General features: G+C 73.8%; 28 protein-coding genes. 14 read left to right on the top strand and 14 right to left on the bottom strand.

Annotation, left to right across the window (positions count from 1 at the left end):
• Positions 1-43: 43 nt before the first annotated feature.
• On the bottom strand, positions 44-121 hold the full coding sequence (locus QSK00_RS30410) for a putative leader peptide (RefSeq protein WP_352231126.1): 78 nt from the start codon (positions 119-121) through the stop codon (positions 44-46).
• Between the two features lie 64 nt (positions 122-185).
• Between QSK00_RS30410 and QSK00_RS11150 the strand changes: the two genes are divergently transcribed.
• A complete protein-coding gene (locus tag QSK00_RS11150) occupies positions 186-1127 on the top strand; it encodes a pseudouridine-5'-phosphate glycosidase (protein WP_285590502.1) in 942 nt (313 codons plus the stop codon).
• Here QSK00_RS11150 and QSK00_RS11145 read toward each other — a convergent pair.
• On the bottom strand, positions 1092-1550 hold the full coding sequence (locus tag QSK00_RS11145) for an SRPBCC domain-containing protein (RefSeq protein WP_285590488.1): 459 nt from the start codon (positions 1548-1550) through the stop codon (positions 1092-1094). The two genes, QSK00_RS11150 and QSK00_RS11145, sit on opposite strands and share 36 nt — an antisense overlap.
• Before the next feature lie 106 nt (positions 1551-1656).
• Here QSK00_RS11145 and QSK00_RS11140 point away from each other — a divergent pair, with 106 nt between their 5' ends.
• Complete coding sequence (locus QSK00_RS11140) at positions 1657-3039, top strand: sugar porter family MFS transporter (RefSeq protein WP_285590487.1); 1383 nt, start codon at positions 1657-1659, stop codon at positions 3037-3039.
• A 60-nt stretch (positions 3040-3099) separates the two neighbouring features.
• Here the strand turns inward: QSK00_RS11140 and QSK00_RS11135 are convergent, their stop codons facing one another.
• Complete coding sequence (locus QSK00_RS11135) at positions 3100-4458, bottom strand: APC family permease (RefSeq protein ID WP_285590486.1); 1359 nt, start codon at positions 4456-4458, stop codon at positions 3100-3102.
• A gap of 154 nt (positions 4459-4612) precedes the next feature.
• Here QSK00_RS11135 and QSK00_RS11130 point away from each other — a divergent pair, with 154 nt between their 5' ends.
• The gene (locus tag QSK00_RS11130) at positions 4613-5503 is read left to right on the top strand and encodes an FkbM family methyltransferase (protein ID WP_285590482.1); all 891 of its coding nucleotides are present in this window, start codon (positions 4613-4615) and stop codon (positions 5501-5503) included.
• A 144-nt stretch (positions 5504-5647) separates the two neighbouring features.
• Complete coding sequence (locus QSK00_RS11125; RefSeq protein WP_285590479.1) at positions 5648-7573, top strand: acetoacetate--CoA ligase; 1926 nt, start codon at positions 5648-5650, stop codon at positions 7571-7573.
• Between the two features lie 144 nt (positions 7574-7717).
• On the opposite strand, the gene QSK00_RS11120 is transcribed toward QSK00_RS11125, so the two are convergent.
• Complete coding sequence (locus tag QSK00_RS11120; protein ID WP_285590477.1) at positions 7718-8353, bottom strand: LysM peptidoglycan-binding domain-containing protein; 636 nt, start codon at positions 8351-8353, stop codon at positions 7718-7720.
• A gap of 351 nt (positions 8354-8704) precedes the next feature.
• On the opposite strand from QSK00_RS11120, the gene QSK00_RS11115 reads away from it, so the two are divergent.
• Positions 8705-9091 (top strand): hypothetical protein, encoded by a 387-nt coding sequence (locus QSK00_RS11115; protein WP_285590476.1) that lies wholly within the window; start codon positions 8705-8707, stop codon positions 9089-9091.
• Between the two features lie 106 nt (positions 9092-9197).
• Positions 9198-9557, top strand: coding sequence for a cupin domain-containing protein (locus tag QSK00_RS11110; RefSeq protein ID WP_285590474.1), 360 nt, complete (start codon positions 9198-9200; stop codon positions 9555-9557).
• Positions 9558-9560: 3 nt separating this feature from the next.
• Here QSK00_RS11110 and QSK00_RS11105 read toward each other — a convergent pair whose 3' ends face one another.
• The 6 genes from QSK00_RS11105 to QSK00_RS11080 are packed head-to-tail and all read right to left on the bottom strand — an operon-like array spanning position 9561 to position 13566.
• Positions 9561-10172, bottom strand: coding sequence for a TetR/AcrR family transcriptional regulator (locus QSK00_RS11105; RefSeq protein ID WP_285590471.1), 612 nt, complete (start codon positions 10170-10172; stop codon positions 9561-9563).
• Positions 10169-10570, bottom strand: coding sequence for a hypothetical protein (locus QSK00_RS11100; RefSeq protein ID WP_285590468.1), 402 nt, complete (start codon positions 10568-10570; stop codon positions 10169-10171). The genes QSK00_RS11105 and QSK00_RS11100 overlap by 4 nt, the downstream gene beginning before the upstream one ends.
• Before the next feature lie 35 nt (positions 10571-10605).
• Positions 10606-11424 (bottom strand): acyl-CoA thioesterase domain-containing protein, encoded by an 819-nt coding sequence (locus QSK00_RS11095; RefSeq protein ID WP_285590465.1) that lies wholly within the window; start codon positions 11422-11424, stop codon positions 10606-10608.
• Positions 11421-12353 (bottom strand): heme-dependent oxidative N-demethylase family protein, encoded by a 933-nt coding sequence (locus tag QSK00_RS11090; RefSeq protein WP_285590463.1) that lies wholly within the window; start codon positions 12351-12353, stop codon positions 11421-11423. Before QSK00_RS11090 ends, QSK00_RS11095 begins: the two co-directional genes overlap by 4 nt.
• Positions 12350-13228, bottom strand: coding sequence for an iron-sulfur cluster-binding domain-containing protein (locus tag QSK00_RS11085; RefSeq protein ID WP_285590461.1), 879 nt, complete (start codon positions 13226-13228; stop codon positions 12350-12352). Before QSK00_RS11085 ends, QSK00_RS11090 begins: the two co-directional genes overlap by 4 nt.
• The gene (locus QSK00_RS11080) at positions 13225-13566 is read right to left on the bottom strand and encodes a dimethylamine monooxygenase subunit DmmA family protein (protein WP_285590458.1); all 342 of its coding nucleotides are present in this window, start codon (positions 13564-13566) and stop codon (positions 13225-13227) included. Before QSK00_RS11080 ends, QSK00_RS11085 begins: the two co-directional genes overlap by 4 nt.
• A 213-nt stretch (positions 13567-13779) precedes the next feature.
• Between QSK00_RS11080 and QSK00_RS11075 the strand changes: the two genes are divergently transcribed.
• Positions 13780-14859: a YncE family protein gene (locus QSK00_RS11075; protein WP_285590457.1), complete on the top strand. Its 1080-nt coding sequence runs from the start codon at positions 13780-13782 to the stop codon at positions 14857-14859.
• Positions 14860-14899: 40 nt separating this feature from the next.
• Here the strand turns inward: QSK00_RS11075 and QSK00_RS11070 are convergent, their stop codons facing one another.
• Together QSK00_RS11070 and QSK00_RS11065 are read right to left on the bottom strand one after the other, a co-directional pair.
• The gene (locus QSK00_RS11070; protein WP_285590456.1) at positions 14900-15415 is read right to left on the bottom strand and encodes an isochorismatase family protein; all 516 of its coding nucleotides are present in this window, start codon (positions 15413-15415) and stop codon (positions 14900-14902) included.
• Between the two features lie 11 nt (positions 15416-15426).
• The gene (locus QSK00_RS11065) at positions 15427-15789 is read right to left on the bottom strand and encodes a MerR family DNA-binding transcriptional regulator (RefSeq protein WP_285590454.1); all 363 of its coding nucleotides are present in this window, start codon (positions 15787-15789) and stop codon (positions 15427-15429) included.
• 52 nt (positions 15790-15841) lie between these two features.
• Between QSK00_RS11065 and QSK00_RS11060 the strand changes: the two genes are divergently transcribed.
• Genes QSK00_RS11060 through QSK00_RS11040 form a run of 5 tightly spaced genes read left to right on the top strand, consistent with a single transcriptional unit; the run spans position 15842 to position 21005 of the window.
• Positions 15842-16408, top strand: a complete 567-nt coding sequence (locus QSK00_RS11060) for an NADPH-dependent FMN reductase (RefSeq protein ID WP_285590452.1) — start codon at positions 15842-15844, stop codon at positions 16406-16408.
• Positions 16405-17853: a DHA2 family efflux MFS transporter permease subunit gene (locus QSK00_RS11055; RefSeq protein WP_285590450.1), complete on the top strand. Its 1449-nt coding sequence runs from the start codon at positions 16405-16407 to the stop codon at positions 17851-17853. The genes QSK00_RS11060 and QSK00_RS11055 overlap by 4 nt, the downstream gene beginning before the upstream one ends.
• A 10-nt stretch (positions 17854-17863) precedes the next feature.
• Positions 17864-19183: an acyl-CoA dehydrogenase family protein gene (locus tag QSK00_RS11050; protein ID WP_285590449.1), complete on the top strand. Its 1320-nt coding sequence runs from the start codon at positions 17864-17866 to the stop codon at positions 19181-19183.
• Positions 19180-19683, top strand: a complete 504-nt coding sequence (locus tag QSK00_RS11045; protein ID WP_285590447.1) for an adenylyltransferase/cytidyltransferase family protein — start codon at positions 19180-19182, stop codon at positions 19681-19683. Before QSK00_RS11050 ends, QSK00_RS11045 begins: the two co-directional genes overlap by 4 nt.
• Positions 19680-21005, top strand: coding sequence for a BPG-independent phosphoglycerate mutase family protein (locus QSK00_RS11040; protein ID WP_285590445.1), 1326 nt, complete (start codon positions 19680-19682; stop codon positions 21003-21005). Before QSK00_RS11045 ends, QSK00_RS11040 begins: the two co-directional genes overlap by 4 nt.
• A gap of 6 nt (positions 21006-21011) precedes the next feature.
• Here QSK00_RS11040 and QSK00_RS11035 read toward each other — a convergent pair whose 3' ends face one another.
• Positions 21012-21428, bottom strand: a complete 417-nt coding sequence (locus QSK00_RS11035) for an aldo/keto reductase (protein ID WP_285590647.1) — start codon at positions 21426-21428, stop codon at positions 21012-21014.
• Positions 21429-21469: 41 nt separating this feature from the next.
• On the opposite strand from QSK00_RS11035, the gene QSK00_RS11030 reads away from it, so the two are divergent.
• Together QSK00_RS11030 and QSK00_RS11025 are read left to right on the top strand one after the other, a co-directional pair.
• Positions 21470-21721, top strand: a complete 252-nt coding sequence (locus QSK00_RS11030) for an SbtR family transcriptional regulator (RefSeq protein ID WP_285590645.1) — start codon at positions 21470-21472, stop codon at positions 21719-21721.
• A 48-nt stretch (positions 21722-21769) separates the two neighbouring features.
• Positions 21770-23362 carry a DHA2 family efflux MFS transporter permease subunit gene (locus QSK00_RS11025; protein WP_285590443.1) on the top strand — a complete coding sequence of 531 codons (1593 nt, stop codon included), beginning with the start codon at positions 21770-21772 and terminating at the stop codon, positions 23360-23362.
• Here QSK00_RS11025 and QSK00_RS11020 read toward each other — a convergent pair.
• Positions 23352-24281 (bottom strand): helix-turn-helix transcriptional regulator, encoded by a 930-nt coding sequence (locus QSK00_RS11020; protein ID WP_285590441.1) that lies wholly within the window; start codon positions 24279-24281, stop codon positions 23352-23354. The two genes, QSK00_RS11025 and QSK00_RS11020, sit on opposite strands and share 11 nt — an antisense overlap.
• Positions 24282-24329: the final 48 nt, after the last annotated feature.

Here is a 24329-nt window from a genome sequence, read left to right as displayed (position 1 = left end):
AGACGCGGCGGCAGGGCGTGGAGCGGGGGCGGCGACGAGAAGGTCAGCCGCGACACAGCGCGGAGGCGACGCGGGCGAGGTCGATGTGACCCCGCGTCGTCAGCAGCACCGCCGCGATCATGGATCGACCCTAACCCGCCGTCCCGACGGGTCCAAGGCCGTGTGCGGAGGGCAGGCTGGGGACCATGCCGATCGCGCCGGCCCTGTCCGTGTCCGACGAGGTCCGGGCGGCGGTCGTCGCCGGGAGACCGGTCGTCGCCCTGGAGACGACGATCATCACCCACGGCCTGCCCCGGCCCCGGAACGTGACCGCGGCGCGGGACGCGGAGGCGCTGCTGCGCGCGGCGGGGGTCGTGCCGGCGACCGTCGGTGTGGTCGACGGGCGGCCGACGGTCGGGCTGGGCGCTGCGGAGATCGAGCGCCTCGGCGCGGCCGACGAGGTCCACAAGATCGGCACGCGGGACCTGCCGGTGGCGGTGGCGCAGGGCTGGTCGGGTGGCACGACGGTCTCCGCGACCGCGCTGCTCGCGCACCGCGCCGGGGTCGGGGTATTCGCCACCGGCGGGCTCGGCGGCGTGCACCGGGGCGCGTCGGACACGTTCGACGAGTCGGCCGACCTCGTCGCGCTGGCCGGGCTCCCGATCCTCGTGGTGTCGGCCGGGGTGAAGTCGATCCTCGACGTCGGGGCGACCCTCGAGCGACTGGAGACGCTGCAGGTCACGGTGCTGGGCTACCGCACGACGACGTTCCCCGGGTTCTACGTGCGCGACTCCGGCTTCGGGATCGCCGACCGGGTGGAGACACCGGGGGAGGTGGCCGCGGTGGTCCGTGCCCGGGACGCCCTCGGGCTGCGCTCGGCGGTGCTGCTCGCCAACCCGGTCGCCGCGCCCGACGAGCTCGACGCCGAGCTCCACCGCGCCGTGCTCGACGGCGCGCTCGCCGACGCGCAGGCCCGCGGGGTGCGCGGGAAGGACACGACGCCGCACCTGCTCGACCATCTGCACCGCGCGAGCGAGGGCCGCAGCCTGGAGGTCAACCTCGCGCTGTACCGGGCCAACGTCGCGCTCGGGGGAGCGGTCGCCCGGGAGCTCTCAGCGCTCGACGACCGCGGCGAGGTGCGCCAGTGACGACGCCATCGCCGCCTCGTGCACGCCCGGCTCGATCCCGGGCGGCACGTCGACGGCGGTGACGACCACCTCGGTGCCCGTCGGCACCGGGGCCAGCGACCACGTCATGGTCATGACCCCGGCGAACCGCGGGTCGTCCGCGACGAACTCGGTCCGCCACACCACCCGCTCGCCGGTGAGCTCGCCCAAGCCGACCTCCACCACGTCGCTCGCCGCGGTCGACTTGCCGGGCGCGCCGGTCGGATCGAGGTAGGTCAGCTCCATCCGGAACCCGCCGCCCGGCCGCAGGTCCCAGTGCTCGATCCGACCCCGCATGCCGTCCGGCGGCAGCCACGCCATGAGGGCGTCCGGGTCGACGAGGGCGCGGTGGACGGCGTCCGGAGCAGCCGCGACCACCCGCGCGGCGCGGTCGGTGCGGGCCATGCGGCCGATCCTTCCCGACGACGGCCGGCCCTCGCGTTGCCACGGCACGCACGCGCCTGCACCATCACCGGGGAAGTTGGGCTACACAACCGGATCGGGGTCTCGCATGGCGACGCAGCAGCGCGGACGGACCGCCGCGATCTGGTTCTTCGGCGCCCTCGGCGGCATCCTCTGGGGCTTCGACACCGGCGTGATCTCCGGGGCGCTGCTCTACATCCCCGACGACATCCCGCTGAGCCCGTTGCTCCAGGGCCTGGTCGTGTCCGGCCTGCTCGTCGGGGCGATGCTCGGTGCCGGGATCTCCGGCCGGCTGGCCGACAGCCTCGGCCGACGACGGCTGATCTTCGCCGGCGGTGTGGTGTTCGTGATCGGCACGCTCGGCGCGGCCCTCGGGCTGAACGCGGCGATGCTGATCGGGTTCCGCTTCGTCATGGGGATCGGGGTCGGGATCATCTCCGTCGTCGTCCCGATGTACCTCTCCGAGCTCGCGCCGAAGGAGATCCGCGGGCGCCTGACGTCGCTGATGCAGCTGCTCGTGACCATCGGCATCTTCCTGGCCTACGTCACCGACTACGCCTTCTCCGACAGCCACGGCTGGCGCTGGATGATCGGCATCGGGGTGGTCCCCGCCGTGCTGCTCGCGGTCGGGATCTACACGCAGCCGGAGAGCCCCCGGTGGCTCGTGGCGAACAAGCCCGGCGGCGAGCAGGACGCCCGGAAGGTGCTGACCCGGCTGCGGGGGAGCGAGGCGGCGGCCGACGCGGAGCTCGCCGACATCCACGCCTCGGTCGGCGACGAGTCTGCCTCCGACGACCTCGGCCCGAGGGCGCTGCTCGGGCCCCGCCTGCGCCCGGTGTTCGTCGTCGGGATGCTGCTCGTGTTCTTCCAGAACTTCGTCGGGATCAACACGATCATCTACTACGCGCCGACGCTGCTGACGAACGTCGGCTTCGCGGCCGGCGGCGCCATCCTCGCGAACGTCGCCATCGGTGCGGTGAACATGCTGATGACGCTGCCCGGCATGTACCTCATCGACCGTGCCGGTCGGCGTCCGCTGCTGTTGTTCGGGGCGCTCGGCATGTGCGCGGCGATGATCCTGCTGACGGTCACCAACCTCGTCGGGCTCGCGCAGGGGCCGCTGCTGCTCACGCTGACGCTGGTCGGGATCGTCGTCTACATCGCCTCGTTCTCGATCTCCTGGGGCCCGGTGCAGTGGGTGGCCCTGCCCGAGCTCTTCCCGCTGCGGGTGCGGGCCGCCGGGGTGAGCATCTGCGTCACGTTCAACTGGCTGTTCAACATGGCCGTGGCGCTCGCCTTCCCGTCGCTGCTCGACGCCTTCGGGGCCGGCTGGAACTTCCTGTTCTTCGCCGTGATGACGTTCCTGGCGTTCGTCTTCGTCCAGCGCCTGCTGCCCGAGACGAAGGGCCGCAGCCTCGAGGAGATCGAGCGCTCGCTGACCGGGGAACCGGCCCCCGCCGCGCAGGCGTGACGACGGCGGGTGGCCGCGCCACCCGCCGTCGGGAACCCGCCCTTCCGCCGTCGGGGTCGGTCAGAAGGTCAACGACGTCTCGTGCGGACCCTGGTCGAAGCGCCGGCGCCCGGCACGGGCGATGAGGAACAGCACGGTGCCGACCACGAGGTAGACGGCCGCGAGCAGCCAGATCTCCGCGGACTGCTGGAAGAGCAGCGCGACGCTGGCGATGATCGTTAGTACCGGGACGACCCGGGGGATGGTGAAGTGCGGGTGGTCGACCCGGTCGTCCTTGAGCACCAGGCACGAGACGTTCGTCGAGATGAAGACGAACACGAGCAGCAGCACGGTCATGTCCGCGAGGGTGCCGATCCCGCCGACGAAGCTCATGCCGATGGTGGCGCCGCCGACCACCAGGATCGCCACCCACGGCGTGCGGAGCGAGGGGGCGACGTTGCCGAAGACGGACGGGAGCAGCCCCGCCTCGGCGAGCCCGTAGGTGGCCCGGCTGGCCATCACCATGAACAGCAGGGCCCCGTTCGCGATCGCGACCAGGGCGATCAGGGAGAACACCCAGCCCGGGATGGCGAGGCCGGAGGCGGTGATCACCTCGAGGAGCGGGCCGGTGGACTCCGCCATGCGCAGCGGGTCCACGACGATCGCGGAGCCCAGCGCGATGAGCAGGTAGATCACGCCGGCGGTGCCGATCGCGCCGAACAGGGCCCGCGGGTACGAGCGGCTCGGTTCCTTGACCTCCTCGGCCATGTTCGCGGCCGCCTCGAAGCCGAGGAACGAGAAGAACGCCGTCACCGACGCGGCGAAGGCGCCGTACAGGATGGGCTGGTCGGGGGACGGCGTGAGGACGCGGGCGACGTCGCCCCCGCCGCCGCCGAACACGATCGCCGCCACGACGATCACCAGCACCAGGCCGCTGACCTCGATCACGCTGGCCACCACGTTGGCCGAGAGCGACTCCTTCACCCCGCGCAGGTTGATGGCGGTCAGCAGGAGCAGGAAGATCACGGTCACCGGGGCGGCGGGGACGTCGACGAGTTCGGTGAGGTAGTCGCCGGAGAACGCGCTCGCGAGCAGCGCCGCCGTCGTGATCCCCGAGGAGAGCATGAAGAAGCCGACCAGGAACGTGAGGAACGGGACCTTGAAGGCCCGTTCGGCGTACCGGGCGGCGCCGCCCGCGTGCGGGTACTTCGTGATCATCTCCGCGTAGGTGCCCGCGGTCAGCAGCGCGAGGACGAGCGCGAGGACGAGAGGCAGCCACAACATGCCGCCGACGTCCTCGGCCATCGTCCCGACGAGCGTGTAGATGCCGGCGCCGAGGGTGTCCCCGACGATGAAGAAGAACAGCAGGACGGTGCCCACCGTGCGTTTCAGCCTGGTCTCGTGGGCCGCGGTCGCGGTCCCTGCGGGGGCGTCAGCCATCGGGCGATCGTCACATGCAGTGCGCCGAATGTCTGTTTCGTCCTCGTGACCCTCGGTTCCGCTTTCCCGACGACGGGTCACGATCGCCACTCGACCGAGTGTTGCTCACGCGTTCGGCCTAACGTGAACCGCTCCCCTCTGCGACATTCGGCGCATGATGCTCTCGTCGGCACCGTCCCGATCCTTCGGCTTCCGGCGTCGTGACCGGGCCCGTTTCGTCGCCTCCTACGTCCGGGACAAGACCCTGGGGATGGTCACGGACGTGCGGTCGCACCGGCTGCGTCTCGCGGCCTACGAATGGTCCTACTCGGTCGCGCGGTTCGCGGGGCGCCGGCCGGCGCCGCTGAAGGGCCTGCACATCGACGAGGTCGACTCCCGCTTCGGCCGCTTCGCGGTGCGCCCGGGCACCATCGACGCCGCCTGTGCGTCGCCCGCCTTCGAGCGTCCCGACGTCGACCGCCTGCTCGCCGAGCTCGACCGCCTCCGCGCCGCCGGGCGCACCGTCACCTTCCTCGACATCGGGGCCGACCTCGGCACCTACACCGTCACCGTCGCCCGCCACGACCCGGCGGTGACGGTGGTGGCCTTCGAACCCGCCTACGAGTCGCACGGCCTGCTCGCCCACAACGTGGAGCTCAACGGGGTCGCCGATCGCGTGCACCGGGTCCGCGCGGCCTGCGGCGACGGCACGGTCGACCACACCGTGCTGACCTTCGACGCCGAGGAACCGGGCAGCAGCGGCGTGCGGGCCGACCTCGTCGCGGGCGCCCGGCACGAGCAGGTGGCCGTGACGACGGTCGACGCCACGCTCGCCGGGCTGCCCGAGGTGCGGGCCGACGACGTCGTGGTGCTCAAGATCGACGTCGAGGGTTACGAGATCCCGGTCCTCGACGGTGCCCTCGCGACGACCTCGCGCGCCGCGGAGGCGTTCCTGCTGGTCGAGGACTTCGTCGACCACGCGGTGATCGGCTACCTGCAGGCGACGGGCTGGACCTTCGTCGACAAGCTCACGCCGTACAACAGCTTCTGGCGCCGCCGCCGCTGAGGGAGCCCGCTCCGTGATCACCGGGCCTGAGGGCCCTCCGGGGTCCGGTGATCACCGGCCGGCGGAAGGACGGTCCCCACGCGGGCGCTCCGCGCGCGATGATCGGGCCTCCCTGCCGCGACGACGCCGACGGAGCGTGGAGCCATGACCGTGATCCGGGGGGCCGGCCCGCTCGAGGGCACCGCCCTGGGGGAGTTCCTCGCCGGCCTGGACCGGTCGTTCGCCGACTTCGCCGAGCTCCACCGCTGGTCGGTCGAGGACCTCGACGGGTTCTGGCGCGCGATCCGCGACCACTTCGGCGTCGAGGGCCTGTCCGACGAGGTGCTGGTGGGCCGGGAGATGCCGGGTGCGACCTGGTTCCCGGGCAGTGCGATCAACTACGCCGCCCACCTGCTGCAGGGCGATCCGCAGCAGTCGGCGGTCGTCGCGTACTCCCAGACCCGGGAGAGGCGCGAGCTGACCTTCGGCGACCTCGCCGACCGGGTCGCGCGGTGCCGGGCCGGCCTGCGGCGGCTCGGCGTCGGGCGCGACGACCGCGTGGTCGGGTTCCTGCCGAACATCCCCGAGGCCGTCGTCGCCTACCTCGCCTGCGCGTCGCTCGGCGCCGTGTGGGCCGCGTGCGCCCCGGAGTTCGGGGCCCGCAGCGTGATCGACCGGTTCGCGCAGGTCGAGCCGACCGTGCTCCTCACGATCGGCGGCTACGTCTACGGCGACAAGCCGATCGACAAGACCGCCGACGTCGCGACGATCCGGGCCGGGCTGCCGACGGTGCGGCACGTGGTCGCGGTGCCGTACGGGTCGTGGGAGGTGCCGGACGCGACGCCGTGGGACGACCTGCTGGGGGAGGCGGCCGAGCTCGCGTTCGAGCCGGTGCCGTTCGACCACCCGCTCACCGTGCTCTTCTCCTCGGGCACCACCGGGCTGCCCAAGGCGATCGTCCACGGCCACGGCGGCATCCTGCTCGAGCACTACAAGAACCACGCCCTGGCGCTCGACCTGCGCCCCGGCGACCGCTTCTGCTGGTTCACCACCACGGCCTGGACGATGTGGCCGATCCTGGTCTCCGGCCTGCTCTGCCGGGCGGCGATCGTGCTGGTCGACGGCAACTTCCTGTACCCCGACCTCACCGCGCAGTGGCACATCGCGGCCGACGCCCGTCTGACCCACCTCGGCACCAGCCCCGCCTACCTCATGGCCTGCCGCAAGGCCGGCGTCGAGCCACCGGCGGTCGGGGACCTGTCGTCGTTGCGGCTCCTCGGGATCACCGGCTCCCCCCTTCCCGACGACGGGTTCGACTGGGCCGCCGAGCAGCTCGGCACCGGGGTGCTGGTCAACTCGATGAGCGGCGGCACCGACGTCTGCTCGGGCTTCGTCGCCGGCAACCCGTGGCTGCCGGTGTACCGCGGAGAGCTGGCCGGGCCGTGCCTCGGCGTGGACGTCACGGTGTTCGACGAGGCGGGCCGGGAGGTCGTCGACGAGGTCGGCGAGCTGGTCATCCGGGCACCCATGCCGTCGATGCCGGTGCGGTTCTGGAACGACCCGGGCGACGCCCGCTACCGCGAGTCCTACTTCGACGAGTTCCCCGGCGTCTGGCGCCACGGCGACTGGGCGATCCACACCGCCCGCGGCAGCTTCGTGATCACCGGCCGGTCCGACGCGACGCTCAACCGCGGCGGCGTCCGGCTCGGGACAGCCGAGTTCTACGCCGTCGTCGAGGAGCTCCCGGAGGTCGCCGACTCCCTCGTCGTCCACCTCGAGGCCTCCGACGGCGGACCGGGGGAGCTGCTGCTCTTCGTCGTGGTCGCGGGGGGAGGGGTTCTCGACGACGGGTTGCTCGCGCGGATCCGCGGCGCCCTGCGCTCCGAGCTGTCGCCGCGCCATCTGCCCGACGTCATCGAGGCGGTCCCCGCGGTGCCGCGCACGATGACGGGCAAGAAGCTCGAGAAGCCGGTGAAGCAGATCCTCCGGGGCCGGCCCGTCGAGGAGGTCGCGAGCCCCGGGGCCGTCGACGACCCCTCGGCGCTGACGGCGTTCGCGGAGCGGGCGGCCTTGTCCGCGAGTGCTCCGTGAGGCAGGCCGTGTGGCCTGTCGGCGTGCCTGGCGTGCGTCTCGCGCCGGTGGGAGGCGGTGCTCCGTTCGCGAGTGCGACATGAGGCAGGCCGTGCGGCCCGTCGGCGTGCCTGACGTGCCAGTCGCGGGCCCCGCGAGCCGTGGTCAGCCGGTCGGAAGCGTGAGGGACTGTCCCGGGAAGATCATGTCCGGGCGGGTCGCGATGTCGGGGTTGGCATCGGCGAGCGAGCGCCAGCCGCCGGAGACGCCGTGGGAGCCCGCGATGGAGGAGAGGGTGTCGCCGGTCCGGACGGTGTAGTCGCCGCCCCGGGCGGCGTGCTTCCCCGACGACGACGTGCTGCGCTCCGGGGTACTCCGGGTCTTCGTCGCCGGGGTCTTCGTCGCCGGGGTCGACGAGGAGGACGAGGAGGACGAGGACGGGGTCCCGCCCTTCTTCCCGCACACCGGCCACGCGCCGATGCCCTGCCCGTCGAGGACCTTCTCGGCGACCTCGATCTGCTCCTCGCGGGACGCGTTCTGCGGGGCGCCGCTGCCGCCGAACGCCTTCCAGGTCGACTGCGTGAACTGCAGCCCGCCGAAGAACCCGTTGCCGGTGTTCGCGGCCCAGTTGCCCGAGGACTCGCACTGCGCGATCGCGTCCCAGTTGACGGACGGGGCGGCGTCGGCGGCAGGAGCGACGACGGACCCGAGGGCGGCGAGGGTCAGCGGTCCGGTGGTGGAGGCGACCACGGTCCGACGGAGCGGGGTGGTGGCGCGGGGAGCGCGGTGTTTCGCAGGCACGGCGCGACGGTAGGGATCTCCTCCGGGCGGCCCCGGCGATCCTGAGAGCCGGGGGCGAGCGGGTGCGCCGATCTGCGCCCGGAACGCGTCCGGCGACCGGTGACGCCGCCGAAGGGCCGAGCGCGCGGAGCCGGATGCGCCGTCGTCGCCTCAGCGTGGATCCGTTCGGCGCGTCGGCCTGCGCCGAGCGGGCCCGGCGCGCCGACCTCCCGGGTGGAGGTCCGTCGCGCGGATGTGCCCCGCCGAGTCGATGTCCTCCGGTCGCCCTCGGTCCACGGTGGCGGGACGACGGAGACCGCAGGAGAGGCGGAGCCCGGGGTGATCAGGACGTGTCTGACGAGACTCGCCGCGATGTGCGGAGCGGGCGCCTGCGTGCTCTCCGGGTGCGCCGCCGTGACCGATCCGGGTCCGCCGCTGACCCTGACGGTGTCGGCGGTGACCCCGGCCCCGATGACCGTGTGGTTCGACGTCCGTGAGCGGAGCCCGTCCGGTCTGAACGGGCCCAGCGTCGACGCCACGCCGGTGGAGCTGACCCCGGCGCATCCGTCCGCCGTGGTGCCCGTGCCCCGTCGGGCCGGCAACTGGGTCTGGACCCGGGTCGCGGGCCCGGCCGACCGGAACCCGCGCACGATCCTGAGCTGCGAGCTCCGTGCACCGGACGGTCGGGTCCTCGCGGTCGACGCCACCGACCCGCTCGGACCCTCGAGTGAGGACGCGGCCTGCGGGGGCGCTGGCTGACGACGTGGCGCGGTCGGGAGGTGCGCGTCACACCCGTCGTCGCAGACGCGCGAATCCGGGGCAGAGTTTCCCGGCATCCACCGTCTCCACCACGAGGAGCCGCGCGATGACCGCGACCACCGGCATGCAGAAGGGCGACCTCGGGGCCGCCCCGGCCGACACCCACGGCGCCATCTCCAAGAAGACCGTCGAGTTGGACGGCGTCAGCGTCACCGAGGTGACGTTCGGTGTCGGTGCGAAGTGGTCCACGGACCTCAAGCCCGACGTCGGCACCAGCTCCTGCGAGCTGCCGCACGTGGCGCTGGTGCTCTCGGGCACCCTGCACGTGGTCATGGACGACGGCTCCGAGGACGAGTTCGGCCCGCACAGCGTGATGCTGTTGCCGCCGGGCCACGATGCCTGGAGCGTCGGGGACGAGCCGTGCACCTTCGTCGAGTTCTCCCGGGGCAACGACCTCTACGCCTGACTCTCACCCCGACCCGATCGCGATGCCGCCGAGGAGCAGGTCGGCGAGGGTGTCGGCGTAGTGGTCGAGGTCCGTGTCGGGGTGCGCCTCGGCGTACCCGAGCATGGCGTCGACCGCGCCCTGGTACGTGACCGCCATCAGGCGCGGATCGAGGTCGCGCAGGCTCCCCTCCGCCTGGCCGCGGCGGAACAGCGCCTCCTGGGCCCGGTAGGTCTCCTCGTAGTCCGCGAGGCTCAGGCGCCTCGTACCGTCCGGGGACCGCAGGTTGCCGGTGATCTGGGCGAGCGCCGTCAGGGCCTCGCGGTGGGTGAGGTGGAGGCGCGCCGCGTGGTGGATCGCGGCCCGGATCACCTGCGGTACCGGGGCGGTGAGGTCCAGCGCCGCGCCGATGGCCTCGCGGACGGTCCGCACGGTGGCGGTGGCCGTCTCGGCCATGAGGTCCTCCCGCGTCCCGAAGTAGTGCGACACGAGGCCCTTCGACACGCCGGCCCGCTCGGCGATCCGCGCCAGCGATGCCTGGTCGTAGCCGAGGGTGGCGACCGTCGCCACGGTCGCCTCGAGGATCTGGGTCCGCCGCTGGTCCTCGCTCAGCCGCCGCCGGGGGCGTTCGGTCATGCCCCCAGCGTCCCCCGTGCCCGGGCCCGTCCCGCGAGGACCCCGACGCCCACCATCAGCGCGGCGACGACGACCATCTCCCCGCGCATCCACCCCGGGAACGCCGGCAGGAGCGCCTCGACCACGTTGACCAGGGCGAGAACGGACGCGATCACGACGACAGCGGTGAGCGCCCGTCGCGCGCCCCGCCGCGCGGCCCGCAGACGCAGCGGCAGCGCGACCGCGAACACCCCGACGATCACCGCGTGCCCCCACGCCTCACCCGTGGCCAGGGTCGGGGCCGCCCCACTCAGCACCGCCAGGACGACGAGCGTCGCCACCGTGATCGCGACGTAGGCCGCGACGAGCGTCGAGACGCCCCGGAGGTCGGGAACCACGCGAGCAGCATTGTTGGCCATGCGGTCAATATTACTGACCATCGGGTCAATAGCAATCACGGTGTGACGACCTGCGCCCCGTTCGCCAGCGTCGCGATCGCCACGGTCCCGAGCGCGCCGTGACGGTCGAACATCGTCACCGTGCCGAGGGCGATCCCGTCGGACTCGACGCGCGACTCCGCGAACACCCCGACCCCGTCGCCGGCGGCGGGCACGCGCGCGATCGCCAGCGTCAGGTCCGCGTTGATGTACTCCACCCCGAGGGTGCCCCAGCTCGAGGTCAGGTTGGCCGCGTCCGCGATCGCCGCGAGGTGGGCGAGGCCGCTCGGTTCCTCGCCCTCGACGATCGGCGCGGCGGGGAACCAGGTCGCCTTGCGGTGCGCGTTCTCCTGGCGGCGGTCGTCGGTCCAGTCGCCGTCGCTGCGGTAGAGCGTCGGCTCCTCCGGGTCCGGGACCAGCTCGGCGGGCGGCGCCCCGGGCACCGCCGGCAGCGGCGCCGTCCACGTCGTCCCGCTCGTCGGTCCACCCGTGGCCAGCAACAGCAACGACCCGCGGGCGACGGTCCCCGACGCCTGCACCAGCGTCACGTCGACCAGCCGCAGCCGCCGCCCGCCCCGGACGACCGTCGCCTCCACCGTGCCCGGCACCATCGCGCCCGGCCGGAACAGGTCGACGGTCCAGCGCACCGGCCGGAAGCGGTCGGCACCGTCCAGCCGCGCCGCTGCCCGCTCGGCGCCGCGCGCCAGCAGCCCGCTCACCGCGGTCCCGCGCAGCTGGCCCGGCCCGTCGGAACCGCCCCACCCGCTCGTCGCCCGCGGCAGCGGCACCAGGTGCTCGCCGTCGGCCCGGAAGAACGCCGTGGGTCGTGTGGTCATGCCGATGATCGTCGCAGCCAGTCCGCCGCCATCGAGCCGAGCACCCCGAGATCCTTGTACGAGCGAACCTCCTCCGGCAGCGTGTCGAGCACCGACACCAGCCGCGCCGACCAGGCCGGCACCGTCGCGACCTCCGCCAACGGCAGCAGCCGCACGCCGATGAGGAAGAGCACGGCACCGGACATCGGCAGCCGCACCAGGTGCTGGACCTCCGTGCGGAGGTGCACCTCGGACCCGACGTCGTGGACCTCCAGCCGCGCACGCCGCGGCCCCCACGCGGGGTGGGCGTCGAGCGAGAGGTCCGGCCGGTCGTCGAGCTGCAGGCCCCAGTTCAGCCGGCGGTACGCGTCCCCGGGCTGCATCCGGAGCAGGAACCGCTCCGCCCGCGCGAACACCTCCGGCGAGGGCACCGGTCCGTGCAGCTCCGCGAAGCTCATCCCGTGGTCGAACGCGAGCGACCACACCGACGCGAACACCACCATGCCGGCATCGAGCCACAGGCGGTCGTCGCGGGCGCCGAGCACGACGACGTCCTCCTCGACCTGTCGTCCCGCGAACGTCAGCGGGTGCTCGGGCAGGGTCGAGGCGTCCCCGAACACGAACTCCTGCTCGACACCACGCCGCGGATCGGTCCACCGGTACCGGAGCCCGTCGCGCTCCAGGGACACCCCGTCCTGTTCCCGCGCCGTCCGGTCGAGCAGCCACACGAGCGCGTCCCACGACGCCGCCGCCGCGTGCGGGGCCGCGACGAAGCGCCGGGGCTCGGCGTCGAGGATCCGCGACCGCAGCGCCAGCACGTCGGCGTGGTCCGCGCCGACGTGCAGCATCGGCGCCGATGCGGGCTCCACGTTCGCGCTGATCCGGTAGGTGTCGCGCGCGAGCGGGAAGGGATAGGCGCCTTCCCCCGTCGCTCCGCCCACCTCGGTCACAGGTCCAGCTCCAGCGTCTCCCCGGGCGCCGCGCGCGACACGCACGGCGCGATGCGCCCGTGCTCGGCCGCGTCGACGTGATCGTGGTGCTCGGCGGTCCCGGCGAGGAGCGTCGTCAGGCACTCCCCGCACACGCCCTGTCGGCACAGCCGCGGCGCCGGGAGCCCGATCCGGTCCACCGCGTCCAGCAGGGACTCATCGGCCGCGACCCGGACCCGCCGTCGGGAACGGCGCAGCAGCACCTCGAACGGTGCTCCTGCGGGCTCGTGCACGAACGGCTCGGCGTGGATCCGCGCGTCGACCCAGTGCGCGGCCCGCGCCGCCGCCGCCACGGCGGCGATCAGCCCCGGCGGGCCACAGGTGTACACGTGGCTGTTCCACGGCGCGTTCCCGACGACGGGTCGCAGCAGGTCCGCCAGCTCCCGCCGGTCGCGCGCCACGGTGAGCGGACCCAGTTCGCGGAGCGTGCCGAGGTGGGGCGCGCCGACCGCGAGGACCTCGAAGGAGTGCCCCCAGAACGCGTGCCAGCGGGCGTGGCCGAGCAGCGGCGTCACGCCGACGCCGCCCGCGACGAGGACGTGGTGCGCCGCGGTCTCGACCGGCGGGAACCCCGAGCGCGGCGAGCGGGCGTGCACCGGGTCGCCGACCTCCAGCCCGTGCAGCCGCGCCGATCCGCCGGAGCGCCGCGCCACGGTGATCTCGTAGGTCTCCGGGGCGATCCCGAGCCCGGTCAGCGAGTACGGGTTGACCCGGCCCGGCGCCCACTCCACCGGCAGGTGCGCACCCGGCGGGTACGACGGCAGGTCGTCCCCGACGAGGGTGAGCGCGCGGAGACCGGGGGAGGGGGTCCGTACCGCCGTGACCTGCAGGATCACGCGGGCTCACCGAGGTACGCGCCGTGCCGGCGGGACACGTGGTCGGCGACCCGGAGCGCGAGACCGCAGCCCGGGCACCGCACCGACCCACCCGACGTCGGGAAGAGGTGGTGGCAGTGGGCGCAGAAGACGGTGCGGGCGTCGCGGTCGACGACCTCGACGGTGATCTCGGCGTCGAGCGCCCCGTGGGCCAGCGCCGCCGCGCGCAGGAGCAGGACCTCTCGCTGGGGGCCGACGATCCGCAGCCGCCAACCCGTCGTCAGCCGGGCGAGGGCCGGGCCGACGTCGTCGACGCGCACCGTGGCGGCGTCGAGCACGAGGCACGGTGCCGGGTCCACGCCCGGCACCGTACGCATCGCAGGTGAACCCGCGTCGGCGCACCGGCAGCACCTCGAGGGCAGGCGACCGGGCCGCACTCGGCCGACGTCGGCGCAGCCGACGGCAAACCCCGGCGCCGTCCGCGCCGAACGCGGACCATGGCCATCACCCGGGATCGTCCCCCCTCCTGCACCTCGGGAACGGGCGGTCGACGGCGGAGGGTGGGTGTGGCCGTGGCAGCGCTCGTGGTCACCTCCGGTCTGCTCGCCGGCTGCGGCTCGTCGGGTGCCTCCTCCACACCCACGTCGGCGCCCCCGTCCGCGCCCACGGCCGAGCCGGCTCCGACCCCCCTGGCCGAGGCGCCGGAGCCGGCGGTGTCCCCGCCCGCGCAGGCCGCGTTGCCGGGCACGCTCGTCCCGCTGGCAGGAGCGCCGGAGGGGATCGCGGTGACGGCGGCGGGCACGGTGGCGGTCAACGTCCGCAACCCCGACGGACTCGACATCCTGGCACTCGGCCCCGGCGGCTCGGCCCCGATCACCGCGACTCCGAGGTTCATCCCCCTGCGGAGCGAGGGGCGGCACCTGACCCTGGACGGCCCGGACGGCCCGGCGCTCTCGGCCGGGGAGAAGGACGGCACCCTGTCGGTGATCGATCTACCCGGCGGGCAGATCGAGTACACGGTGCCCACGACCGGACCGGCGCCGCACGAGGCCTTCGCGGTCGGGGACGGCACGATCTTCGTGGCCAACGAGTTCGGCAACTCCTTCTCGATCATCCGCGACCGCAGGGTCGTCCGCACCGTGCCGACCCCGCTGCAACCCGGCGGGGGCGCCGCGACCGCCGACGGCCGCTACGCGGTCGGAGTGGGCGTGCGGGGTCGACAGATCACGGAGTACACCGCGACCGGCGACGTCGTCGGCACCGCCGACTGCGGCGCCGGACCCACCCACACCGTGGCCGGCGACGACGACCTGTTCTGGGTCAACGACACCAACGGCGACGCCGTCCTGGGCTTCGAGGCGACGCCCGACGGGCCCCGCCAGGTGGCGACCATCCCCACCGGCGCGGGCTCCAAGCCCTACGGCGACGCCTACGACACCGCACGCCACACGCTGTGGGTCACGCTCACCGGCAGCAACGAACTGCTCGGGCTCACCCTCTCGGGAACCCAGGTCTCGCACCGGGTGGCGATCCCGACGGTGCGCCAGCCCAACAGTGTCGCCGTCGACCCCACCACCGGCGGGACCGTGATCACCGGATCCACCACCGACGGCGGACTCCAGTTCCTGCCCTACCCGGACGCGCTGCGCTGACGTGCTCGGTGAGTGTCGCCGCGTGTCGCCGACGGCGCCACTACTTGATCAGGCCCTGGACCTCCCGGAACGCGGGGTTCGTGCTCGCGCCGAGCCATTCGAAGACCACCATCTCGGTGGTGACCACGTCGACGCCGTGGTCGCGCATCCGCGCGATCGCGGCGTCGCGGTTCTCCGGCGCCCGGCTGCCGACGGCGTCGGCCACCACGGCGACCTCGGATCCGTTCGCGCGCAGGGCGAGCACGGTCTGCAGCACGCACACGTGCGCCTCGCATCCGCACACCACGGCCCGCGCCCGCGGCAGCTCCAGCGCCGCCGCGAACGTCGACTTCCCGACGGCAGGTGCGGGCAGGAGTTCCGCGATCTCGGCGACCGTGGGCCCGAGCTTCGACGGGTCCTGTTCGGTCGTCGTGACGGGCACGGCCAACCGGGACGCCGCCCGGACCAGCCGCCCGGCGTTGCGCAGCACCTCGGGCGCCCCCGAGATCGCGGGCATCAGCCGCTCCTGCAGGTCGACGACGAGCAGGACCGAGTCCTCCGCGGTGAGCGCCGGCATGGTGCGCGACCCTAGGCGAGGTCGCAGAGCTTGGTGTCGGAGTCGAGGTCGTCGAGGGTCGCGCGAAGGGTGTCGACCCGCGCCTGCGCCTGGTCCACGAGGGTCCGGGAGACCCACGCCCAGTCGTCGCGGGCGGGGTCGGCGGGCAGCGCGGCGAAGAGGTCGGCGATCTCGCGCACCGAGAGCCCCACGCGCTGGGCCACCTTGGCGACCTTGATCAGACACGGCGCCGACGCGGCGAACCGACGCTGGTTGCCCGAGGTGCGGACCGCCGTGACGAGGCCGTGGCGTTCGTAGAACCGGACGGCCGAGGGCGCCACGCCGGCCTCGAGGGCCACCTCGCCGACCGTGAGCTCGGACAGTGCCGTGGTCATGTCGCCAGCGTGGCTTGACTTCAACCAATGTTCAAGGTCGAGCCTCGGTCCCATGACAGCGACGAACATCGTGATCATCGGAGCCAGCGTCCGGGACGGTCGGGTCGGGCACCGGATCGTCGAGTGGGCGGCCGACCGCGCCCGGGCCCATCCCGGCCGGCCCACGGTCGAGGTGATCGACCCGGCATCGTGCGCGCTGCCCGCGGAGTCCTCGCTCGAGCCGGGCGGCGGGCCCCGCTCGGGTGTCGCCGACCTGATCGACCGCGCCGACGGGTTCGTCCTGGTCACCCCGGAGTACAACCACAGCTACCCCGCCGCGCTGAAGCGGCTGATCGACGCCCACTACACGGAGTGGATGTTCAAGGCGGCCACCGTCGTCTCCTACGGCGTCCAGGGCGGGCTCCTCGCGACCGAGCACCTGCGCGGGGTCCTGGCCGAGCTGCACGTCGTCACGACCCGGCGGGTCGTGGGCCTGCGCTGCCCCTGGGAGGACCTCGACGACACGGGCTACCGGCCCGACGACCGGACCGGACGGGCGGCCGACGCGGCCCTCCACGAGCTGCTCTGGTGGGCCGACACGCTACACGACGCCCGCCGCGACCGTCCCTTCGTGGCATGAGGAGCCGCGGCCGGACGGTCGGCCTCGTCCTCGCCCTGGGCGGGCTGCTCGTCGTGCTCGACACCACCGTCACCGTGGTCGCGGTCCCGGCGATCGTCTCGGACCTGGGGACGACCCTGCCGGTGGTCAGCTGGGCGACCACCGGCTACCTCCTCGGCGTCGTCGCGGTCATCCCGACGGCGGGTCGGGCGGCCGCCCGGTTCGGCGACCGGCGCGTCTACGTCGGCGCGCTCGCGGCGTTCACCGCGTTCTCGGTGGCGGCCGGACTCGCCCCGACCCCGGCCCTGCTCGTCGCCGCCCGCGTGCTGCAGGGGCTCGCCGGCGGGCTGCTCAACCCGGTCGGCCAGGCCATCGGGCTCCGGGCCGTGCCCCGCTCCGAGCGCGGCCGCATGATGAGCCTCCTCGGACTGCCCGTCCTCGTCGGACCGGTGCTGGGCCCGCCGCTCGCGGGATGGCTGGTCGACGCGGTGTCCTGGCGCGCCATCTTCCTGATCAACCTCCCGGTCGGACTCCTGACCGTGGCGCTGTGCCTGCGGTTCGTCCCCGCCGACGTGCCGGACGACGGTGCCCGCGCGGGCCTCGACCGGGTCGGGCTGGCGCTCCTTCCGGCCGGCGCCGTCGGTCTCGTCGCGGGCGCGACCCTGCTCGGCGATCCCGGGTTCCCGACGGCGGGTGCGGTCGCGGCCCTCGCGTCGGGTGTGGTCCTGGTGCTCGCCTTCGTGGGGCACGCCCGGCGTACCCGGGAGCCCCTGCTCGCGCTTCGCCTGCTGCGACATCGGGCGACCGGGGCCGGGCTCGCGGTGCTGGTCCTCTTCGGGGCGGCCTACTTCGGGGCGATCACGGTGCTGCCGCTGATCGTGCAGGCGGTCCGCGGGGACCCGGCCGCGACGGCCGGTGCCCTCGGCATCCCCGCCGCCCTCGCCGTCGGGGCGACCCTGCAGGTCGCGACGCGCCTGGTCGACCGGGTCCCCCCGCGCCGCATCGTCCTCTCGGGGACGGTCGTGGCCGCGGTGGGACTCGCCGTCCTCGCTGCGGCGACCGCGGCCGGGGCGAGCTACGCCGTGCTCGTGGCGGGCACGGTCCTGCTCGGACTCGGGTCGGGCGCCACCGTCGCGCCGACGATGACGACGGCCCTGCGCGACCTCGAGGGCCCGGACACCGCCCAGGGCACCACCCTGCTCGCCCTGGCCCAGCAGCTGGCGGCGGCGCTGGGCGTCGCGACGGTGACCGCCGTCCTCTCGGCGTCCTTCTCCCGCGTCGTCGACGGCGGGGTGGACGAGCTGGTCCGCCTCGGGCCCGGACCGCGGTCCGCCCTCGCCGGGTCGCTCGACGCGGCTGCGGCCACGGGCTACGTCGTCCCGGCCGTCCTCGCCGGCGTCGCGGTGGTGGCGGCCGCCGTCGGGTTGCGGCCCCGGGAGGTGGCGCTCGGGCGGACGGACCGGTAGATCACTGCCCATGACCACAGCATCCGGCGTCCCGCGCGGCAGCTCCGCTCCGCTGCGTGCCGCAGCAGCGGGCGTTCCGCGCGGCAGCTCCGCTCCGCTGCGTGCCGCAGCAGCGGGGCGGACCGAGCGGGTCGAGCACTACCGGGAGCGGTTCGGCACGTTCCTCACCGTCGAGGTCGGGCCGCTCGAGGAGGAGCTGGCCCGGCAGGACGTCGGCACGCCTTTCAACCCGCACCTCGACGAGGCCGGCCGGATGCACCCGGCCGTCTGGGAGGCGCGGCGGGAGGCGCAGCGCCGATCGGCGGCGGCCGGGCTGTACGCGCCGCACGTCCCGGGGCCGGACACGACACGGTTCACCCGCCCGGAGATGCAGCACGTCGAGGAGTTCGTCTACCACCGCAGCGGGCTCGGCCTCGGACTCGCGGCCCTGGCGTGGACCGAGGGCCCGAACGACGCGATCGAGTACTGCACGCCCACCGCGCGCGAGCACTGGGTCGACCCGTTGAAGCGCGCCGAGATCACCGCGGCGTTCGCCAACACGGAGCCCAGCGTCGGCACCGACGTCCTGGCGATCTCCACCCACGCCCGCCGCGACGGGGACGACTGGATCCTCGACGGCCACAAGGCCTGGATCACCAACGCGCACTTCTGCGACGTCATCCAGGTGACCGCGGTGACCGACCCGGGCACCGGCACGCGGAGCCTGACGATGTTCCTGGTCGACGCGAACGCACCGGGCGTCACCCGAGGCCGCGACATCCCGACCATGCTCGACGACGGCCTCACCGGCGAGCTCCACTTCGACGGGGTGCGCATCCCGGCCGAGGACGTCGTGGGGGAGCCGGGCGACGGGTTCGCGCTCGCCATGACCTGGATCAACTGGCGCCGGATGATCCGCGGCGGGATGTGCGCCGGGTGGGGGCAGTGGCTCCTCGAGCGCGCGGTCGACCGGGCGCGCACCCGCACCGTCGGCGGGCGCCCGATCGCCGACCAGCAGGTCGTCGCGCACATGCTCGCGGACATGGACGCCGACGTGTACACGGCGCGGGCGGCGTCGCTGCAGCTCCAGGTCGATCTCGAGGCGCTGCCCGGCGGACCCGCCGCGGTGCCGCTCGATCCCGCGGGCCCGCGCCTGATGAGCCTGCTCAAGGTGATCAACGACGAGGCGTTCTTCCGGGTCGCCGACCGCGCGATGCAGGTGCACGGCGGCGCGGGCCTCCGGAAGGGCTCGCCGGAGGAGAAGCTCTTCCGCATCGCGCGCAACCTCAAGATCCCAGCCGGGACCGACGAGATCCAGCGCAACGCGATCGCGCGGGGGCTGCTGCGGTGAGCCTGGCCGCCGTCACCGGCCGCTTCCAGCCCGTCCACGCGCAGCACCTCGAGCTGTTCGCCCACGCGCTCGCCCACCACGACGAGCTCGTGGTGGCGGTGACCAACCCGGACCCGCAGGCCCGTCGTCGGGAACCGACCTCCACCCACCGGCACACCGACGCGGCGAACCCGTTCACGTACTTCGAGCGGGTCCGGCTGCTCACGGCGGCGCTGGCCGACGCGGGCCTGAGCGCGACGGTCGTCCCGTTCGACCTCACCCGTCCCGAGGTCTGGGCCGGTTACGTGCCGCTGGACGCCCACCACTACGTCCGCGCGTACTCGGCGTGGGAACGGGAGAAGGCCGAGCAGCTGCGCGCCGGCGGTTACACGGTGACCGTGCTCGACGGCGACCCCGCCGTGAAGCTGGACGCGACCGACATCCGACGGGGTTTCGACGACGGGTCGTGGGAGCCTCTGGTCCCCGCCGCGACCGTCCCGCTGCTGCGGACGCTGCTGTGAACGCGTACGGCGAGAACCAGCCCCGGCTCGTCGACGACCGGATGCCGGTCGTCCTGGTGGTCCTCGACGGGCTCGGCGACCGTCCGGTCCCGGAGCTCGGCGAACGGACCCCCGCCGAGGCCGCGCACACCCCGGTGCTCGACGCGCTGGCCACCCGCGGCTGCTCCGGGTGGCACCTGCCGTTCGGGTGGGGCCGCGCGCCCGCCTCGGAGCTCGCGCACTGGTCGATGTTCGGGTTCGGCGCGGTGCCGTTCCCGGGCCGGGCGGTGCTCGAGGCGCTCGGCGCGGGCCTGGAGGTCCCTCTCGGGGTAGCGGTGTCGTACGCCGCGCTGCGCCCCTCCCGGGTCGAGCAGGACCAGGTGTGGATCACCGGTCGGTGTGCGCCCGACGACGCGGCCGACGCGGCGGCGCTGTTCGACGCGCTGGCGCCGGTGACCGCGGAGCACGGCGTCGAGCTCCGGTCGCTCGGACGGCGCGGGGAGGCGCTGCTGACGCTGCCGGGTCACGACGACTGGGCCGTGACCGACTCCGATCCCTTCTTCGAGGACCGCCATCCCTGGCTGGCCGTGCAGCCGTGCACCCCGACGGCCGGCCCGACCGCCTCGAATCTGACCGCGTTCCTGCTCGCCGCCCGACGGATGCTGGTCGGGCACCCCGTGAACCGCCGACGCTGGGGGCGTCCGCCGCTGGACGTGCTGACCACGAAATGGTCGGGCCGTCGTGACCCGGTGCCGTCGTTCACGGAGCTCACGGGCGTCGCCGGAGCGGCCGTGACCTCGACCGGGCTCTACCGCGGGATCGCCGCCCTGCTCGGGATGTCCGCGCGGCACCTGGCGCCCGCGCCCGACGTCGGGATCGACCTCGCGGCCCGGCTCGCCGCGGCCGGGGACCTGATCGCGGCCGGCGCCCGCTTCGTCCACGTGCACACGAAGGCCACCGACGAGGCGGGCCACACGAAGCGGCCGCGCGCGAAGCTCGAGGTCCTGGAGGCGGCCGACCGGGGTCTCGCCGGGCTGCTCGACCTCGCCGACCACGCGGTCGTGGCCGTCACCGGCGACCACGCGACGCCCTCGACGGGCGGGGTGCTGCACACCGGCGACCCGACCCCGCTCGTCGTCGCCGGCCCCACCGTGCGGCCCGACCCGGTCACCGCCTTCGGCGAGTCGTCCGCCGCCGCGGGCTGGTACGGGCGGGTGGGTGCCGACGAGCTGCTGCCGCTGCTGTTCGGCCACGCGAACCGGCCCGACTTCCTCGGTCACCGGCCGTCGCCGCGCCGCACGCTCGCGCTCCCGGACGACCCGGAGCCGATGGTCGTCCCGTGACTCAGGTCAGGGCCATGCCCGGGACGCGGGCCCGGATCGCGGCCAGCTCCCGTTCGTCGGAGATGCCCTGGACGTCGTACCTCGGGGTGTGTACGGCGCCTCGAGCGCGCGGACCTCGTCGTCGGTGAGCTCGACGTCGAGCGAGGCGACGGCGTCGTCGATCTGAGCGATGCTGCCCGCGCCGACCAGCGGTGCGGCGACCACGGGCTGCCGGTGCAGCCAGGCGAGCGCGATCCGGGCGCGGGACACGCCGTGGGCGCGGGCGATGGTGCCGACGGCGTCGACGACCGCACGGTCCGCGGCCTCGGTCGACGGCGGGTAGAGCAGGTCGGCGTAGTCGCCGTCGGTCTCGGCGCGGGCGGTGGCCCGGGCGTCGTCCCAGGGCCGGGCGAGGCGGCCGCGGGCGAGCGGGCTCCAGACGATCGTGCCGACGCCCTCGTCTCAAGCGCGGCCTCGGCGACGCGCTGACCGCGGCCCACCACGCGGCGGCGGCCGCGGAGTCCCACGGCCCGGTGATCGCCGCGATCGCCGAGCTCCTCGCGGCCGGCGAGGCCGACGGGAGCATCCGTCCGGGCCTCGACCCCGACGACGTCCTCATGCTCATGAGCTCGGTGTGGCGGGTCCCCGAGGGCGGGCAGGCGGAGCGTCTCCTCGACCTCGTCGTCGCGGGCCTGCGGGCCGACAAAGCGGACGAACCGGGTGTATCAGGGCCCTGACCTGCAGTTTCCTCGTCCGTGGGGCGGCGTTGGTGGCACACTTCGCGCATGACGACGACCGCGGACGCCCCCGCCGTCGACACTGCCGTCGACACCGCCCCGGCGCCTAGCGCGACGCGCCCGTCGGCGCCCGCCCCGCCGCGGCAGGACCCGTCGTCGGGAACGGGCAGTGGGACCCCCTGGCTGCTGGCGCTGCTGGTGCTCGTCACCGGCATGTTCATGTCGGTGCTCGACGTCAGCATCGTCAACGTCGCCATCCCGGCGATGCAGAAGGACTTCGGCGTCACCACCGACGACATCCAGTGGGTGTCCACGGCCTACTCGCTGGCGCTCGGCGTGATCGTCCCGGTCAGCGCGTGGCTGGGGGAGCGGCTCGGGCTCGGCCGCGCCTACGTGTTCTCGCTGGTCGGGTTCGGTCTCGGGTCGGCGCTCTGCGGGCTCGCCTGGGACATCAACTCGATGATCGCGTTCCGCATCCTGCAGGCGATCCCGGGCGGGATCATCCCGGTCGTCGCCCTCTCGATGGTCTATCAGATCGTCCCGCGGGAGCGGATCGGCGCGGCGATGGGTCTCTACGGACTCGGGATCGTCTTCGCGCCCGCCGTCGGGCCGACCCTCGGCGGCTATCTCGTCGAGTACGTCGACTGGCGGTTGATCTTCTTCATCAACGTCCCGATCGGCATCGTGGGTGCGATCGCGGCCGTGGTGTGGCTGCCCATGGGCAAGGGCGTGCGCGGCAAGCGCTTCGACGTCCTCGGGTTCCTGACGATCGCCGTGGGCCTGTTCTCCCTGCTGCTGGCGCTCTCCGAGGGGCAGTCGTGGGGCTGGACGTCGTACCCGGTGCTGATCCTGCTGACGGTGGGGCTGCTCTCGCTCGCCCTCTTCGTGGTGATCGAGCTCGAGGTCGACCAGCCGTTGCTCGACGTCCGCGTCTTCTCGTACTGGGCCTTCACCAACTCGCTGCTGCTGATCGCGGTGCTGTCGGTGGGCCTGTTCGGGGTGCTGTTCTTCATCCCGCTGTTCCTGCAGCAGAGCCAGGGGCTGGGCGCGTTCGACACCGGCCTGCTGCTCCTGCCGCAGGCCGTGGTGATGGGCATCCTCATGCCCGTGGCGGGCCGCCTCTACGACAAGATCGGGCCGCGATGGCCGGCCGTGATCGGGTTGACGATCCTCGCGCTCGGGACGTGGATGCTCCGCGACCTGTCGATCGACACGTCGTGGTCGGAGCTGCGGTGGATCCTCGTGTTCCGGGCGGTCGGGATGGGTCTCGCGATGATGCCGATCATGACCGGTGGCATCTCCGCCGTGCCGCCCGACCGGGTCTCCGGCGCCAGTGCGTTCAACAACGTCACCCAGCGCACGACCTCGGCGATGGGCCTCGCGGCGCTCACGGCGCTGCTGTCCTCTGCCCAGGCCCAGGAGGGCAGCGACACCGGTGCGGCGATGCACATGTCGGCGCACACCCCGATGCTCCAGCAGTACATGAGCTACTCGCAGGTGGAGGCGCACGCCTTCGTGACGGCGATCGACGACATCATGATGGTGACGGCCGTGCTCACCGCGCTGGGCGTGCTGCTCGCGTTCCGCCTGCGCTCGGGACCCGCGCCGAACCCGTCGTCGGGACCCGCCGTCATGGAGTGAGCGTGCGCGCCTCGGCGAACGCGTCCCGCAGCGGTGTGGGCTCGACACGCGAGAGGCGGGCACCGAAGGTGAGGTAGAGCCCGGCGAGCCCGATCCACGACCAGGCCCCCATCGTGAGCCGGCAGGTGGTGGGGGAGACGGCCTCGACGACGGCGCCGCCGGGCGCGAACTCGGAGACCGTCGGCGCCGGGAGCGCGAGATCGGCGGACCCGAGGCAGGGCCAGGGTGCGGGATGGTCGCCGCGGTCGGGGGTGCGGCGGACGAGGTCCACCGGGTCCTCGGGGAGGGCCCGGGGCTCGAAGCGGGCGTTGGTCGGGGCGTGCAGCCGGACGCGGTCGAGCCGGAGGACACGCCACCCGTCCTCGCCGTGGGCGACCAGGTACCAGCGGGCGGCCCAGACCACGAGGTGGTGGGGTTCGACGCGCAACTGCTCCTCGCCGTGCTCCAGCCGGAGCGTCCGGTGCTGCCGGACGGCCCGCCCGACCTGCTCGACGAGGTCGGCGTCGATCGGCTCGGCCGGGAACTCCCACTGGTTCGGTACGACCGTGACGGTGAAGGCGTCGGCAGTGTGCTGCAGACGACGGGGGAGGGCCCGCGAGACGGTGTCCCGGGCCCGGCGGGCCGACTCCTCGATGCCCACGAGCGTCGCGGTGGCGATCTGCAGCGCGACGACCGTGGCCACGGCCTGGTCCTCGTCGAACACGATCGGCGCGATCGCCCCTCCGGGTCCGAGCCGGTAACCGCCGTGCACGCCCTTCACCGGTTCGACGGCGTAGCCCAGCGCGCGGAGGGTGTCGACGTCCCGGCGCAGGGTCCGCTCCGACACCTCGAGTCGCTCCCGCAGCTCCCGCCCGGAGTAGGTGCGACCGGTGCCGAGGAGTGACAGGAGCGTCAACGTCCGCGCGGAGGTGGTGGTCACGGGACGCAGCATGGCGGGTGGAGCGGTCACCCGGTGGCCGCATCCGGC

This window comes from Actinomycetospora sp. NBRC 106378 (genome assembly GCF_030269685.1).
GTDB lineage: Bacteria > Actinomycetota > Actinomycetes > Mycobacteriales > Pseudonocardiaceae > Actinomycetospora.
The sequence above is the reverse complement of the archived record's forward strand: the minus strand, read 5'-3'. Positions and strand labels throughout refer to the sequence as shown.

Excerpts from the sequence above, each read along its gene's own strand:
- QSK00_RS30410 (WP_352231126.1), bottom strand. The coding sequence starts at position 121 with ATGATCGCGGCGGTGCTGCTGACGACGCGGGGTCACATCGACCTCGCC.
- QSK00_RS11150 (WP_285590502.1), top strand. The coding sequence starts at position 186 with ATGCCGATCGCGCCGGCCCTGTCCGTGTCCGACGAGGTCCGGGCGGCG.
- QSK00_RS11145 (WP_285590488.1), bottom strand. The coding sequence starts at position 1,550 with ATGGCCCGCACCGACCGCGCCGCGCGGGTGGTCGCGGCTGCTCCGGAC.
- QSK00_RS11140 (WP_285590487.1), top strand. The coding sequence starts at position 1,657 with ATGGCGACGCAGCAGCGCGGACGGACCGCCGCGATCTGGTTCTTCGGC.
- QSK00_RS11135 (WP_285590486.1), bottom strand. The coding sequence starts at position 4,458 with ATGGCTGACGCCCCCGCAGGGACCGCGACCGCGGCCCACGAGACCAGG.
- QSK00_RS11130 (WP_285590482.1), top strand. The coding sequence starts at position 4,613 with ATGATGCTCTCGTCGGCACCGTCCCGATCCTTCGGCTTCCGGCGTCGT.
- QSK00_RS11125 (WP_285590479.1), top strand. The coding sequence starts at position 5,648 with ATGACCGTGATCCGGGGGGCCGGCCCGCTCGAGGGCACCGCCCTGGGG.
- QSK00_RS11115 (WP_285590476.1), top strand. The coding sequence starts at position 8,705 with ATGTGCGGAGCGGGCGCCTGCGTGCTCTCCGGGTGCGCCGCCGTGACC.
- QSK00_RS11110 (WP_285590474.1), top strand. The coding sequence starts at position 9,198 with ATGACCGCGACCACCGGCATGCAGAAGGGCGACCTCGGGGCCGCCCCG.
- QSK00_RS11105 (WP_285590471.1), bottom strand. The coding sequence starts at position 10,172 with ATGACCGAACGCCCCCGGCGGCGGCTGAGCGAGGACCAGCGGCGGACC.
- QSK00_RS11100 (WP_285590468.1), bottom strand. The coding sequence starts at position 10,570 with ATGGCCAACAATGCTGCTCGCGTGGTTCCCGACCTCCGGGGCGTCTCG.
- QSK00_RS11095 (WP_285590465.1), bottom strand. The coding sequence starts at position 11,424 with ATGACCACACGACCCACGGCGTTCTTCCGGGCCGACGGCGAGCACCTG.
- QSK00_RS11070 (WP_285590456.1), bottom strand. The coding sequence starts at position 15,415 with ATGCCGGCGCTCACCGCGGAGGACTCGGTCCTGCTCGTCGTCGACCTG.
- QSK00_RS11065 (WP_285590454.1), bottom strand. The coding sequence starts at position 15,789 with ATGACCACGGCACTGTCCGAGCTCACGGTCGGCGAGGTGGCCCTCGAG.
- QSK00_RS11060 (WP_285590452.1), top strand. The coding sequence starts at position 15,842 with ATGACAGCGACGAACATCGTGATCATCGGAGCCAGCGTCCGGGACGGT.
- QSK00_RS11055 (WP_285590450.1), top strand. The coding sequence starts at position 16,405 with ATGAGGAGCCGCGGCCGGACGGTCGGCCTCGTCCTCGCCCTGGGCGGG.
- QSK00_RS11050 (WP_285590449.1), top strand. The coding sequence starts at position 17,864 with ATGACCACAGCATCCGGCGTCCCGCGCGGCAGCTCCGCTCCGCTGCGT.
- QSK00_RS11025 (WP_285590443.1), top strand. The coding sequence starts at position 21,770 with ATGACGACGACCGCGGACGCCCCCGCCGTCGACACTGCCGTCGACACC.